We start from the raw sequence: 14,717 nt of genomic DNA, 5'->3' as shown, positions 1-14,717 counted from the left end.
GGATCGTCATATTATGACTGACAGCAGGACAGGCCCGCAGCCGCCCTCTCCGGGGCATAACCAGACGTCTGCCTCTCATCAGGATAAGCAGGTCGAGGCTTTCAGACAGGCGACAACAGCAGCCTTTCGTGCACTTGGCGGCACAAGAGAAACTGAAGTTTCTTTTCTGACCGGCAACGCACCTCTTGCACCTCTCAGCCATGAAGGTGCGACGGCCCGACTACCCTCGCCCTCCCGCCGCCTGAAAGAGGAGGAGATTTTACGTATTCGTGGTGCTGCTGATGCCCAGGCACTGCGCCTGAAGCACCATAATGCCAGGCTGCACCGCGCCAGGCTGCCTGAAGACAGCACTGCACGCGAGGTTTATGACGCACTTGAGCAGGCCCGAATCGAGTCTGTCGGGGCACGACACCTGAAAGGAGTGGCCGCAAACCTGCGCCACCGCCTTGAAGCGGAGTGTGAAGAAAGTGGCCTGGGTAAAATCACCAGCCCGGCGCAGCTCTCACCAGCCGTTGCTCTCTCCCTGCTTGCACGTGAAGTCATGACAGGTGAAGCACCACCTGCCGCGGCAAAAAATATTCTCGAACAGTGGCGTCAGGCTATGCCAGCCAAAGCACTGACAGCTCTGACGCACCTGAAAGAAACACAGGATAATCAGGAGAGCTATGCGCAGGCTGCCCGCCAGCTTATGGGAGCCTTTGCCCTGGCAGAAGAGGAGGAGGAAGACGACACCCCCTCTGATGAACAGGACGATAATCTGCCCGCTGACGAAGCCGCCCCACCTGAAGAAAGTGAAACGCCCGAAACAGAATCAGACGAGACTGAAACCACCCCTGAGGCACTGGAGGAGCAACCCTCGGCTGAAACAGGTGAGAGCTCGCCTGACATGCCGCAGGAGCATGAAGAAAGCGTAAAAAGCGCAGGGGAATCAGCCGGACACGGTCACCACGAAGATTCACCCTCAGACGATACTCCGCCTCCTTACAAAGCCTATACCACACAGTTTGACGAGGAAGTTCCGGCTGAATCGCTGTGTGACCCACAGGAGCTCACCCGCCTGCGTCGTCAGCTGGACCAGCAGCTCACAACCCTGCAGGGCGTTGTGTCGCGGCTGGCTAATAAACTGCAACGTAAGCTTATGGCTCAGCAAACCCGCTCGTGGCAGTTTGACATGGAAGAAGGTCTGCTGGATGCCGGGCGCCTGTCACGCATTATTGTTAACCCAATGCTGTCGCTGTCTTATAAGCAGGAGAAAGATACCGAATTTCGTGACACAGCCGTCACCCTGCTTATCGACAACTCGGGGTCAATGCGTGGACGCCCCATTTCAGTTGCTGCGTCATGCGGTGATATTCTGGCCAGAACACTCGAACGATGCGGTGTTAAGGTCGAAATTCTCGGCTTTACAACCCGTGCCTGGAAAGGTGGACAAAGCCGTGAGAAATGGATTCAGAACGGCAAGCCAGAACAGCCTGGCCGGCTGAATGATCTGCGTCATATTATTTATAAAGCGGCAGATATGCCCTGGCGCAGAGCCCGTGCGAATATGGGGCTGATGCTGCGCGAAGGTCTGTTAAAAGAAAATATTGATGGTGAGGCCCTGCTCTGGGCCTATCGCCGCCTGCGCGCGCGCCCTGAAGCGCGTAAAATTCTTATGGTCATTTCAGATGGTGCTCCGGTCGATGACAGTACCTTGTCGGCAAACCCGCCTTCATACCTGGAGGATCACCTCAGAGAGGTCATCCATATGATCGAGAATCGCACCCCGGTCGAATTATCAGCCATCGGGATCGGGCATGATGTCGGCCGCTATTACGGGAGGGCTGTGACCATTACTGATGCCGAAGAGCTGGGGGGCACAATGCTCCAGTCTCTCTCAGCATTGTTTGATGACACTTACAAAAGCGGCAAAAACCGCAAAAGCAGATAAGGCAAATAGCCGGTTTATTAACCGGCTATTCTTCTGACAGGGCAGCACCTGCGGCGGCTCTTCTTTTTGTCACCTCAGCGAAGCGACGTGCCAGAATAGCGCAGATAAAAAGCTGTATCTGATGAAAAATCATCAGCGGCAGCACGATAATACCAACACTTGCTGCCGGAAACAGCACGTTAGCCATGGGTACGCCTGATGCGAGAGTTTTCTTTGAACCGCAGAATATAACCGCGACCTCATCACGGAACGGCAGCCCGGCCAGACGGCAGGTCAGTGCCGTAACAATCAGCACAATAGCCAGCAAAATAAAGTCAACGACTGCAATCATGCCCAGCTCACTCAGCGGCAGCTTATGCCATAGCCCCTGCATCACGGCATCACTAAAGGCGGCATAAACAACAACCAGAATTGAACTGCGATCAGTCAGAGACAACAGCTTTTTATGCCGGCGCGCCCAGTTACCAATCCATGGCTGAAGCAGCTGCCCCGCAATAAAAGGCAATAAAAGCTGAAAGACGATATCAAGCCCGTTACTATCCTGCGCTCCATGCCGAGCCAGAATAAGCCCGACCAGAACAGGTGTTATAAAAATACCAAAGATATTAGAAGCCGTAGCTGCACAGACTGCAGCGGACGTATTACCCCCCGCGATAGAGGTAAATGCAATGGAGGACTGTACTGTTGAGGGCAGGCAGCATAAAAATAATACACCAAGCCAGACATCATTCTGCAACAGCCCTGGAAAAGCCGCATGAAAACCAAGGCCAAGCAACGGAAACAAAATAAAGGTGCAGCATAAAATTAAAATATGCAGGCGCCATGCTGTCAGCCCGTCGACAACAGCGCTGCGGGAAAGCCTGGCTCCCTGCAGGAAAAACATAATGCCGATGACAATAATCGCCAGCCAGTGAAAAACTTCAACACCCGCGCCATGACACGGCACAAATGTTGCAAGGAGAACGGTGCCTATGAGGCTAAGCAAAAACGGATCAACACCAAACATGTGACTTCATACTTTCACATCCAGAGCTCAGAACATGGGCTATGCAAAAAACGCATAATACAAAAAATTTCCGCCTCCAGAAACTCGTTGCACCAGGCGTCTGCTTGAGCCACCCTTACACCAAATGAAAACACGCCACATCCTCCCCCTTGCCTCTCTCACGTTTGTGAGCGTGGCTTTCTCACCGCGTACGTTTGCAGCCCCACCGGCTGCGTGCGCTATTGTCAATCACGGCGGCAAGCAGGTTACTGATAAAAATATTACATATACCTCTTCCACAATCTCCACGCCGGATCACAAAACCTCTCTCTCTATAGGAGAGATGAGTTACACGATTTCAGCCGCGGCCTCTGCGACTGACCTGCAGGATCAGGCAGATGCGGCATCATTGCTGCTGGTTTCAGCTATGGTCGGGCACCATAATGCCGCCTGTTCAGCATGGCTGAAAAAACAGGGACAGGCCATTGCAACCGGCCTTGAGGCTGGTCAGTCTTATAACCTGACATGGAACAACGCTTCTATCAGCCACCAGAAAACTGGTATCAGCCTGAGCTCAGCAGCACTGTCACTGTCGGGTAAAACCGGCGAAGGTAACGCAGCTGCTTCACTGGCTATGCAGGGGCTGGCCTATAAAAACATTGCCAACCAGGATCTCCTCCCCGAATCAGCACATGCGGCCTTCTCTCTGCCTTCTTCCGAGCTGCCAGGACTGATGGCTGCTATCGGTGGCAAAACAAAAGAAGCTCCGGCTGTTCACGTTACAATATCGGATTTAAGTGCACAAAATAGCGACATCACCCTGGGTGGCCATGGCTCAGCCGTATTAACGGGTAATGTCGATGCAACCTCGGCAGAAGGCCATCTGGAAATACAAAATATTGAGAGCCTCATTCAGAAAGTGCGCGCTATTGGCCAGCTTAAGCTTGCTGCTGCACTCGTTATGGCCCGCTTTGTCAGTCATCGCGAATCTGATGGTGGCAACTCATGGAACGCAACCTGGTCGGGCGGTATACTGACCGTTAACGGTATTCCCCTACCCATCAAATAAAAAAAGGGGAGAAAATCTCCCCTTTTTTAACACCTGCGACTATATCAGGGCTTACCAGCCGGGGCCATAGCCAACGAAACCTGGTCCCCATGGAGAATCCCATGCGCCCCATTCGTTCCAGTTCCACTGCGCATCTTCATATGTCTGTGCTGTTGTTGCCTGCTCGTTCAGCAATGCTTTTGTCTGAGCATATTGCTGGTAGCGATCATAGGCAGCCTGATTGCCAACATACAGGCAGTCGCACACGACCGGGTCAGCATAGACATAGTAAACGTCTTTACCTTTAACACGACTGACAAAATGATGCGCCGGAAGACGGGCCAGCATCGCTTTTTGTGCTGCTGTCGTAGCGGGCTTATCAAGAAAACCTGCCGCCGCAAGGTGATCTTCTTTAGCAGCAACTGCCTGCTTTGCAGACTGACAGCCTGGCAAAACGACCAGTGCCCCCAGAACAAAGGCTGCTACACCACCTTTTAATACATACTTCATAATGTATTCCTGTTTTGTACCAACGAACAGGCAGAGCCCTCCGCCTGTTCTTTAGGCAGGCGATATTTGACAGACAGCTCGCCTGTACCAGATCACGACAGATATCAGAGTATTGATTTCTTCTGATAATTTTTATCATTAAAAATTTAACAAAATCAACCTAATAATACCCTCTAAGCATTTTTCTCTGCCAGGCGTGCAAAATCACGCAGAACCCTCCGCGCCAGATCAATACGCTGTACATTTGTCAGCTCGCGCACCACCGCAAGTTTATGATCAGCACGCAGCCTGACTGTGCCATCCTTCCAGCGGTTCATCCATCCTGCCAGCCCCTGCGGGTCACAGAACTGATTTTTGCGGAACTGAAGCACCATACCTTTTGGCCCGGCCTCAACACGCTCAACACCGGCACTACGGCACAGGCGTTTAAGATCAACAATATCAAGCAGGTTCTTCACTTCAGCTGGGACAGGACCAAACCTGTCAACCAGCTCAGCCTCCATCGCCTCAAGTTCTGCATCACTGGCAAGACCGCTGATCCGCCGGTATAGTCCCAGCCTGACAGGCAGGTCAGGCACATACTCAACAGGAATAAGAACAGGCAGACCGACGATAATGTTAGGGGTCCAGTCTCTGTCCTCAGCGCGCTTGCGTTCTTTATCGGCACGCAGCTCAGCCACGGCATCCTCAAGCATCTGCTGATAAAGTTCTATCCCGACCTCGCGCACATGACCTGACTGCTGGTCACCCAGCAGATTGCCGGCACCACGCAAATCAAGATCGTGCGATGCAAGGGTAAAGCCTGCACCCAGCGTATCAAGCGTTTGCATAATTTCGAGACGCTTCTGTGCAGAAGCTGAAAGTACGTGCGTTTGTGGCCATGTCAGATATGCATAACCACGCTGCTTACCACGCCCCACACGCCCGCGCAGCTGATAGAGCTGCCCCAGACCGAACATATCAGCACGATGAATAATGAGCGTATTCACCGCAGGCATATCCAGCCCGCTTTCAACAATATTAGTTGAAAGAAGAATATCATACCGGCCATCAGAAAACTCTGTCATGACCTGCTCAAGCTCCGTCGGGCTAAGACGGCCATGAGCCTGAACCATACGAGCATCAGGCACAATTTCTGCCAGGCGCTTTGCCAGATGGTCAAGGTCTTCTATGCGCGGTGCAACACAGAAAATCTGCCCGCCCCGGAAACGCTCCCGCTGAATTGCTTCACGGATCACCACACTGTCAAACGGCATGATAAAAGTGCGTACGGCCAGCCTGTCAGTCGGTGGGGTGGCGATCAGACTCATCTCCCGCACACCGGAGAGGGACAGCTGCAATGTGCGCGGCAGCGGTGTGGCTGAGAGTGTCAGCACATGGACATCCTCGCGCAGGGCCTTCAGTTTCTCTTTGTGCGAAACACCGAAATGCTGCTCTTCGTCAATAATCAGCAGGTCGAGAGAAGCAAACTGTACAGTTTTTGCCAGCAGCGCGTGAGTACCAATGACAATATTCACTGAGCCGTCGGTAATACCCTTACGAACCTGTGTTGCCTCTTTACCTGTCACCATACGCGAAAGCTGTGCGACCTTAACAGGGAAGCCCTCAAAACGTGAGACAAAGGTTTTATAATGCTGGCGGGCCAGCAGGGTTGTCGGCACAACAACAGCCACCTGCCCGCCCGACATCGCAGCCACAAAGGCGGCGCGTAATGCAACCTCGGTCTTGCCGAACCCAACATCTCCACACACCAGGCGATCCATCGGACGACCAGAGTTCATATCCTCCAGAACATCGGCAATCGCCCTGGCCTGATCATCTGTTTCAACAAAAGGAAAACGTGCACAAAACTCATCCCACAGCCCTTCGGCCGGTGCGAGAGCCGGTGCCTCTTTCATTGCACGGGCCGCAGCTGTACGAATCAGGTCAGAAGCCATATCGCGAATGCGCTGCTTCATACGCGCCTTACGACCCTGCCAGGCTACTCCTCCCAGCTTATCCAGCGGTACACTGGCCTGGTCAGAACCAAAGCGGCTCAGCAGCTCAATATTCTCAACCGGCAGATAAAGCTTTTCATTTCCGTCATAAAGCAAACGCAGGCAGTCATGTGGCGCAACACCAACACTTACAGTCTCAAGACCATCATAACGGCCGATACCATAATCCTGGTGCACAACGAGATCACCGGCAGTAATTTCGCCTGCCTCAGCAATCAGTTCATCAGCACGGCGGCGGCGGCGCGGCGGACGGCCAATACGCTCACCCAGCAGGTCCTGCTCTGAAACAAAGGCCATATTGTCAGCAACGAAGCCGCGTTCCAGCCCCAGAGTAAGCAATGCCACCACACCAGGTTTTGCTTTTTTTGCCTCAGCCCAGCTGTCATAACTCTGGCTGGTCACACCATGCTCGCGCAGCAAAGTCGCAATACGTTCGCGTGAACCACGCGTCCAGGCTGTGACATAAGCCCGGCGTTTCACCTCACCCCACTCGCGCACCTGTTCACCCAGAAGGCCAAAAACCTGCTCGCGCTCAGCACCTGCAACGATTTTAGAGAACATTTTACCAGGGCGGCCACCGACATCGAGGCCACTGGCACCATCAGGCATAGCAAACGGGCTTAATGTCACACAGGGGAAACGGGCGAGAGCAGCATCCCACCCCTTCTGATCAAGATAAAGCAGATGTGGCGGCAAAGCCCTGTAAGGTGTTTCTCCTTCGCGCACAGGCTGACGGCGCGCCTGATAATGATCTTCGATCATCTCAAGGCGTGCATGAAGTATTTCACCCACCTGATAATCGAGAGAGACTGAAGCCCCCGGCAGATAATCAAACAGGGTTTCAAGATTTGTATGGAAAAGTGGCAGCCAGTGCTCGAGGCCCGGATAGCGTCTGCCTTCAGAAACATACTCATAAAGAGAATCAGATGCTGCAGCAGGACTGAACACATCGCGCCAGCCTGTACGAAAACGTGAAATACTGTCGGAATCGAGAGAAAGCTCAGAAACAGGCCGCAGCGTAAGCTCTGTCAGGTGGCCGGTTGAGCGCTGACTGCCCGGGTCGAATGTTCGGATATTTTCAACTTCATCACCGAACAAATCAAGCCTGACCGGCTCTGATGCACCTGCGGGGTACAGATCAAAAATACCACCACGGGTGGCAAATTCACCCGGCTCCATCACGGTGTCAGTGCGGGTATAGCCATTAGCAACCAGCAGCTCACACAAAAATTCCTGATCGAGGCTCTCACCCTGCTTTATGGCAAGAGACTGCCCCTCGAACGTACTGCGGGGTGATACTCTCTGCACAAGGGCCGCTGTTGTTGTCAGCACCAGCCGGGGTTTCCCTCCGGCTGGCTCAAGCAGGCGCGTAAGTGTTGCTACCCGCTCGGCAACCAGCGCCGGGTTAGGTGACACCCGGTCATAGGGCAGGCAGTCCCATGCCGGAAAACGCAGAACCTCAACATCATCAGCCACATAAGCCAGCAAATCAGCAAGCCGGGCAACGGCGGCATCATCACGGGCAACATGTAAAACGACGTTTTTATGCTCTCTCGCTCTGCGGGCCAGCAAAAAGGCATCATAGCCTTCTGTCACACCCCATACAGAAACAACCTGACGCTCTGAGCCTGCCTGTGCAGTCATTACTATTTATCCGTTATTTTTGGCACGGCAGCTCTCAACCATGCGGCGCAACATAGGGTTCACATTCTCTGCGGGCAAAGGCAATCGTCCAAACAGCCAGTCTGTCAGTTCAGGGTCTGGCATCTGCATCACAGCCTCCATATCGGTCAGTTCTGCTTCTGTCATGGTAGCCACAGTGTCTCTTACAAAATCACCGATTATAATATCGGTTTCAAAAGTACCTCTGTGGTTAGCACGAAAGATCAGCCTGCGACGACGTGCAACGAGTGGATCATTTTCTGTCATGATGTTACTATCATTGTGGTTCATAATGCTGATGTCCTATAGCGTTGGCAGTTCCATCTGTCAGCTGCCCAGCAAAGGCCTGAGTTTCTCCGGTGTCCAGTCCTGTCCCTGTCATAACTGAGTCTTCTCACGCATCTGTCAGCACGACAAGACTTGCCCCCTTACTGGCTCCGCCTGAAAGCCTGTCTGGCGTCAGTGCTGCACGCGGCAAGCTTATAAGACGTATCGCCAGAGGTTCGCGGGTCATCGACCTTTTGTTCTGCCTGCCCGACAGCATTACAGACCGCCGCCTTGCCCCGCCGCTGGCAGAAATAAAACCAGACAACATTGTCACAGTAACAGGCACTGTCAAAACCATACGCGCACCGACTCCGCGCACCCGCCAGCCATGGCGTGTTACCCTGTATGACGGGACCGGCGTGCTTGAGATCGCCTTCTTCTCTCCCTGGCAGGCGAAACAGATTGCTGAGGGGGAGGATATTGTCGTCTCAGGTAAAGCTGAATTCTTTCATGATAAGCTCTGCATTTCAGCTCCGGACTACGTTTTGCCGGCCCGTTCTGCCGGGCGCATTCCACGTCTTGACCCTGTCTGGCCACTTACAGCAGGCCTGTTCAGCGGGCAGGTCAGACAGGCCATGGTACATGCGCTCTCACTGCTACCTGAAGGCCTGCCTGAATGGCATGAAACCAGTCTGATTTCATCACACCACTGGCCTGATTTCATCACCGCGCTGAATCAGGTCCATTTTCCTGACAACATTCCTGGCAGTGAAAGCGGTGAAACATGGCGCAAGCAATATGCGCTTGCCCGCGCACGCCTGGCCTGTGACGAACTGCTGGCTGACCAGCTGGCAACACGTATCGCACAACGCGCCTCTCAGCACAGGCCTGGTCGTATCATTAAAGGAACCGGGATTTTACAAAAACAAGCCCTGGAAACTTTTGGTCATGCACTAACCCCGGGGCAAAGCAAAGTACTCAGCGAAATAGAGCATGATATGGCGGCTCCGTACCGCATGAATCGCCTGCTCCAGGGCGATGTCGGCGCGGGTAAGACACTGGTTGCCCTGCTGGCCATGCTCAGAGCTGTCGAGGCCGGGGCGCAGGCAGCCCTGATGGCCCCTACTGAAATTCTGGCACGGCAGCATGCGAAAACTTTTAGCAGGCTGACATCCGTTCCGGTTGCCTATCTTTCTGGTTCAGTCAAAGGCAAAGCCCGCAAAACAGTGCTGCAAAGCATTGCTGACGGATCGGCTCCTCTGGCAGTTGGCACGCATGCACTAATGCAGGAGGGTGTATCTTTTTCTGACCTGGCTCTGGCTGTTGTTGATGAACAACATCGCTTTGGTGTTGAGCAACGCCTTGCCCTGGTTGAAAAAGGTCATGAGGCTGACATGCTGGTCATGACCGCCACACCCATTCCCCGCACACTTCTGCTGACACGCTTTGGTGATATGCAGACAAGCCGGCTTGAAGGCAAACCGGCAGGCCGTAAACCTGTACGGACATCTCTGCACAGCATCAGCACAATGCCTGATATCCTTGATGCTCTTGAACGTGCACTGGCAAAAAAGGCACAGATTTTCTGGGTTTGCCCGCTCGTAAGCGAGAGTGAAGCCCTCGATATCGCCGCAGCCGAGGCACGCCACGCAGAGCTGAGCGCACGTTTTGGCCCGCAAACCGGCCTGGCCCATGGGCAGCAGGACACTGCGGTGCGCGAAAAAGAGCTGGATGAATTTGCCCGGGGCAATACCCGTTTGCTGGTTGCTACGACAGTCATTGAGGTGGGCGTCGATATACCGGCGGCAACAATTATGGTTATTGAACATGCTGAACGCTTTGGGCTTGCTCAGCTACACCAGCTGCGCGGGCGCGTTGGGCGTGGCAGCGAAGCCTCTTACTGCCTCATGCTGCACGATGATAAGCTCGGCCTGACGGCACGCCGGCGCCTGAACTGTCTGCGTGACACAGAAGATGGGTTTATCATTGCCAACGAAGATTTTCGCCTGCGTGGCGGAGGGGAAGCCACAGGACACCGCCAGTCAGGCCTGCCTGAATACCGCATAGCTCAGGAAGATCTGTTCGATGAACTGCTTGACCTGGCACATAAAGAAGCCGGTTATTTATTTAAACGCTGCGCCTCTGAGCATCAGGCGTCACTCTCCCTTCCGCTTAATATTCTGTTGACGTTATTCAATAAAGCAGATGCCGCACGCCTCTTTTCCGGAGGGTAAACCAGGGCATTGTCAGGACAACATCATGAAAAACATGCTTTGCAAACAGGCCAGAGTATTTTGCATCCAATATATCAATGGCTGCGGCGTGTTGTTGTAACACGCAGGCAGCCACAATGCCCTCTCTGAAACTTAAAGCTCAGCCCGATTTTGCGAAAAATATCAACAACTTCCCTCTACCGGCTGAAAATAATGCAGTTCTGGATAAAATACGAAAAGATATCATTCTCAACGACAAAACATTCAAAGAGAGCCTTCTTAGCTGCCGCGAAGAATCTGGAACAGATGCTGATAACTGGTTTCGTAATATATCAGTCACCATGGCTGGCCCTCGTTATCTCAGTTATGTCGTTTTTGAAAACTCAACCTGCGAGTGGGCACCTGAGTTTGAGTATAATCAGTATTCTCTCGTTTATGACTTAAAAACCGGAGAACGCGTGGACTGGTTCGCAGTCCTGCCCAAAAACCTAATTGGCAACAAACCTCAAAATTATAAAACAACAGACAGGTCTATCAGATCGACACAGAGCACTCTCAAAATACTGGCACTCTTTAAAACACAGTATATCAAGCAGATGGATGATACAGAAAACGAATGTTGCGACTGCCTTAATATAAGAACTAATTACTGGGATAAACAGTCAAAAAAAAATAGCTCCGTTTTCCTTTTTACTATGGCTGAACGCGAAAGAACATAGCCTTACTTTAGTGCTCCAGGATAATCTTCCTGCTCATGAGATGCGCGAATGCGGCACGGCCTCGGTTAATGTAACGCTCAATATGCTAAAACAAAATGGCGTTTCCCGCGACTTTCTCAACGCCCTCAAAAATGCGACAGCCGTGCCAGAAAAGTTCAGAAACGCAGCTGCAGATTAAGCGCCGGCTTCAGTCAGCCAGCGTTTAATCTGCCCCTCCGGGTCAGCATGCTGTGTAAATGCCGACACCGCAGCAACACTGTCAGCACCGGCATCAAGACAAGGCTTAAGCCCCTCAAACGCCACCCCGCCAATAGCAACAAGTGGCAGGTCACCGATCAGCTTCTTCCACTCAGTCAGCTTTGCAACACCCTGAGGACCAAAAGCCATTTTCTTCAGGCGTGTTGGCCAGATCGGGCCAAGAGCCACATAATCAGGTTTAAATGACAGGGCCCGGTCAAGCTCTTCGTGGCTGTGTGTACTCAGTCCAAAACGAATACCCGCCTTACGTACAGCCGCGAGGTCGGCTGTATCCAGATCCTCCTGCCCAAGGTGTATATAGTCTATCCCCTCTTCGAGTGCGATCTGCCAGTAATCATTCAACACCAGGCAAACACCATGAGTCCGGGCAAAAATATGCGCCTGACGAATCTCCTCACGCAGCGCAGCGCCCTCCAGCTCTTTTACGCGCAGCTGAATGAAACGGGCACCTGCTCCGCCCAGACGATCAACCCAGCGGGCGGTGTCAACAACAGGATATATTTTTTGAGGAAGTCCGCTCACGACAGCATGGCCTTTCCGATAACAGGGGTTGAGGGAACAGCCATATCACGTTCTTCCATCGGGTCGGCCTCACGTGCCAGCACGCCGGCCTCTACCGCCAGGCTGAAAGCACGGGCCATCGTGACCGGATCTCCGGCACCGGCAATGGCAGTGTTAATCATCACAGCATCATAGCCCAGTTCCATCGCACGCAATGCGTGAGAAGGCACACCAATACCCGCATCAACGACAAGAGGAACACCAGGGAAATGGGCACGCAGGGCACGCAGGCCAAACACGTTATTTAACCCCTTACCCGAACCGATAGGCGCCCCCCATGGCATCAACACTTCGCAGCCGGCAGCCATCAGCTTTTCAGCGACGATCAGATCTTCTGTCGTGTAGGGGAAAACCTTAAACCCATCTTCTGACAGGATACGGGCCGCTTCAACCAGGCCGAACACATCAGGCTGAAGTGTGTCAGGCTCGCCAATCACTTCAAGCTTGATCCACTCTGTATTAAAAACTTCGCGGGCCATATGCGCGGTAGTTACCGCTTCCTTAACGGTATAACACCCGGCCGTGTTAGGCAGCACAGACACATTAAGATCACGAATGAGCGACCAGAAGGACTGACCAGCCTGCTCTCCCGCTGACTCGCGTCGCAGTGAAACAGTCACAAGACCAGGCAAAGCTGCCTGCACTGCCTCACGCAGGATCTCAGGAGACGGATACTGCGCCGTGCCCATCATCAGTGGTGAGCGTAAAGAAACCCCATAAAATTCCGCTGACATTTACTATCCTCCCTGCATCGGGGCGACAATTTCAATGCGCGCCCCCTCATGCAAAGCTGTCTCACCACGGCGGGCCAGCGGTATAAACCCTCCGTTCAGTGCTGTCGCAATACGTGCCCCGCCATACCCCAGCTCTTCAACCAGGGCCGCAAGTGTGGTGGCCCGCACATCATGCGCTTCATCATTAACCATAATTTTCATGGTCATTCTCCCTGCGAGCGTATCTCACTCAGTTCGCAGTCATCCGCCTGCATTGCCAAAAATCAGATCTGCGGCCTCACCCGCTTTTGCCGGAGAAAGCAAAAAGCCATGCCGGTACATGCCGTTAACAAAAACCTTATGCCCTTCTTGCACAACCTGGGGCACATTGTCAGGGAAAGAAGGACGAACACCTGTTCCCATTTCAACAATCTCAGCCTCAGCAAAAGCCGGATGCAGGGTCCAGGCCGCATTGAGCAGCTCCGTCACAGACCGGACGGTCATCGCCCCGGCATTTTCACTTTCTATCATCGTCGCTCCCACCATAAAAATATGGTCAGCACGCGGCACGATATAAACCGGGATACGCGGGTGCAGCATACGCACCGGACGATGTAGCGTAACATCAGGGCAGCGCAGCAAAAGCATCTCACCTCTGACACCACGCAGCTCAGACAACGCTGTGCGGCCCTGCAGACCAGTGCAGTCAACGACCCAGTCAAAATCAGCACTATCGGGCGCTTTTTCTGACGCATGCACCATAGTTCCTCCCTGTTGCAGGAGGGAACTCAGGAGTGCAGGCAGCGCTTTGCGGGGGTCAACATGCCCTTCCTGCTCAAAAAACAGGCCCTTATGAAAACGACCGGCCAGATCGGGCTCAAGCGCCGCAATTTTTTTACCGTCTATCATCTCACAATGCGATGTGCGGCGGGCAAAACGTGCAAGCTCCCCGACATCACGCGGGGGAGCCAGTACAAGGCTGCCTGCTCTGGTCACGTCAGGCACGTGTGTGGCCCACCAGTCAACAGAAGCGACTGACTGCGCTGTAACCTCTGGCGGGGCAGATTCACCCTCACACCAGGGTGCAAGCATGCCGCCCGCCATCCATGAAGCTCCGGCCCCGACACGCCCGCTCTGATCGTAAACAGTAACCAGCCCGCCACGCTCAGCCAGTGTGACAGCTGTCACCATACCTGCCACACCGGCACCTCTGACCAGAATACGCGGCTTACCCTGCATATTTTATCTCCCCGCAACGCCGGCTCATAATCAAAACAAACGTGCCATCAGCACAACAAGCAGACAACTCTCCATAACAGCAACAGCTATCCAGCGCAGCCCCATATACCCGCGCGGCAGCATCCCGCGGCGCCAGCCTGCCCGCTCAGCAAGCCCCTGCAGAGGCACAGCAACAGCCAGAAGAGCAACAGCCATAACAGCTGACCACATAAAGGCGAGACAGATTGCAAGCCAGGCAAGAGCCGCAGGTATTACCCCCAGCAGCAGACGCACGACATCGCGCGATTCAGCCCCTGCTACCAGAATAGCCCGGTCTGTCTCAAGTGAAAGCCCCCACTGCACTGCCCCCCAGAAAGCCAGACAAATCGCGCCATAAGATACAAAGGCCATAAGCAGATTCGTTACCGGCACACCGGAATTAAAGAACACTATACAGCCGGCACTGAACACGAAAGGCAGCAAGCCCGCTATTGTCAGACCACCTGCGATCACAGATGTTTTTTTCATAAATTGCTATTTCACCTTTTTTGATACGCTTTTACGACAAGAGACAGGTTGACAGAGAAGCCCAACAGGAGGCCACTAGGCAACAGGCCGATGGCCCCTTCGTGTTTT

The 14,717-nt window shown here is 53.4% G+C and carries 13 protein-coding genes; 4 read left to right on the top strand and 9 right to left on the bottom strand.

Annotated elements, in window-relative coordinates:
* Positions 1–13 precede the first annotated feature (13 nt).
* The gene (gene cobT / locus HK11_RS04520) at positions 14–1,930 is read left to right on the top strand and encodes a cobaltochelatase subunit CobT (protein ID WP_086554149.1); all 1,917 of its coding nucleotides are present in this window, start codon (positions 14–16) and stop codon (positions 1,928–1,930) included.
* A gap of 25 nt (positions 1,931–1,955) precedes the next feature.
* Here the strand turns inward: cobT and HK11_RS04515 are convergent, their stop codons facing one another.
* Entirely contained in the window at positions 1,956–2,936 is a 981-nt protein-coding gene (locus HK11_RS04515; RefSeq protein ID WP_086554148.1) for a bile acid:sodium symporter family protein, read from the bottom strand.
* Positions 2,937–3,060: 124 nt separating this feature from the next.
* Between HK11_RS04515 and HK11_RS04510 the strand changes: the two genes are divergently transcribed.
* Positions 3,061–3,984 (top strand): hypothetical protein, encoded by a 924-nt coding sequence (locus HK11_RS04510; protein WP_086554147.1) that lies wholly within the window; start codon positions 3,061–3,063, stop codon positions 3,982–3,984.
* Between the two features lie 51 nt (positions 3,985–4,035).
* Here HK11_RS04510 and HK11_RS04505 read toward each other — a convergent pair whose 3' ends face one another.
* The 3 genes from HK11_RS04505 to HK11_RS04495 form a co-directional block, all read right to left on the bottom strand.
* The gene (locus tag HK11_RS04505; protein WP_233127668.1) at positions 4,036–4,473 is read right to left on the bottom strand and encodes a hypothetical protein; all 438 of its coding nucleotides are present in this window, start codon (positions 4,471–4,473) and stop codon (positions 4,036–4,038) included.
* A gap of 173 nt (positions 4,474–4,646) precedes the next feature.
* Entirely contained in the window at positions 4,647–8,114 is a 3,468-nt protein-coding gene (mfd, locus tag HK11_RS04500) for a transcription-repair coupling factor (RefSeq protein ID WP_086554146.1), read from the bottom strand.
* 6 nt (positions 8,115–8,120) lie between these two features.
* Entirely contained in the window at positions 8,121–8,399 is a 279-nt protein-coding gene (locus HK11_RS04495) for a succinate dehydrogenase assembly factor 2 (protein ID WP_086554145.1), read from the bottom strand.
* A gap of 92 nt (positions 8,400–8,491) precedes the next feature.
* On the opposite strand from HK11_RS04495, the gene recG reads away from it, so the two are divergent.
* Together recG and HK11_RS04485 are read left to right on the top strand one after the other, a co-directional pair.
* Positions 8,492–10,633: an ATP-dependent DNA helicase RecG gene (gene recG / locus HK11_RS04490; RefSeq protein WP_198943225.1), complete on the top strand. Its 2,142-nt coding sequence runs from the start codon at positions 8,492–8,494 to the stop codon at positions 10,631–10,633.
* A gap of 116 nt (positions 10,634–10,749) precedes the next feature.
* Positions 10,750–11,331 carry a hypothetical protein gene (locus tag HK11_RS04485; RefSeq protein ID WP_086554144.1) on the top strand — a complete coding sequence of 194 codons (582 nt, stop codon included), beginning with the start codon at positions 10,750–10,752 and terminating at the stop codon, positions 11,329–11,331.
* A 174-nt stretch (positions 11,332–11,505) separates the two neighbouring features.
* Here HK11_RS04485 and HK11_RS04480 read toward each other — a convergent pair whose 3' ends face one another.
* From HK11_RS04480 to HK11_RS04460, 5 genes are read right to left on the bottom strand one after another with little or no spacing between them, the layout of a single operon-like run.
* Entirely contained in the window at positions 11,506–12,111 is a 606-nt protein-coding gene (locus HK11_RS04480) for a thiamine phosphate synthase (RefSeq protein WP_086554143.1), read from the bottom strand.
* The gene (locus HK11_RS04475; protein WP_086554142.1) at positions 12,108–12,884 is read right to left on the bottom strand and encodes a thiazole synthase; all 777 of its coding nucleotides are present in this window, start codon (positions 12,882–12,884) and stop codon (positions 12,108–12,110) included. Before HK11_RS04475 ends, HK11_RS04480 begins: the two co-directional genes overlap by 4 nt.
* Positions 12,885–12,887: 3 nt before the next feature.
* Positions 12,888–13,085, bottom strand: a complete 198-nt coding sequence (gene thiS, locus HK11_RS04470; protein WP_086554141.1) for a sulfur carrier protein ThiS — start codon at positions 13,083–13,085, stop codon at positions 12,888–12,890.
* Positions 13,086–13,124: 39 nt separating this feature from the next.
* The gene (gene thiO, locus HK11_RS04465; RefSeq protein ID WP_086554140.1) at positions 13,125–14,102 is read right to left on the bottom strand and encodes a glycine oxidase ThiO; all 978 of its coding nucleotides are present in this window, start codon (positions 14,100–14,102) and stop codon (positions 13,125–13,127) included.
* 30 nt (positions 14,103–14,132) lie between these two features.
* Positions 14,133–14,609 (bottom strand): DUF3429 domain-containing protein, encoded by a 477-nt coding sequence (locus HK11_RS04460; RefSeq protein WP_086554139.1) that lies wholly within the window; start codon positions 14,607–14,609, stop codon positions 14,133–14,135.
* Positions 14,610–14,717: the final 108 nt, after the last annotated feature.

It is taken from the genome of Acetobacter sp. DmW_043 (genome assembly GCF_002153485.1).
GTDB classification, from domain to species: domain Bacteria; phylum Pseudomonadota; class Alphaproteobacteria; order Acetobacterales; family Acetobacteraceae; genus Acetobacter; species Acetobacter thailandicus.
This window is presented reverse-complemented; position numbering and strand designations above follow the sequence as displayed.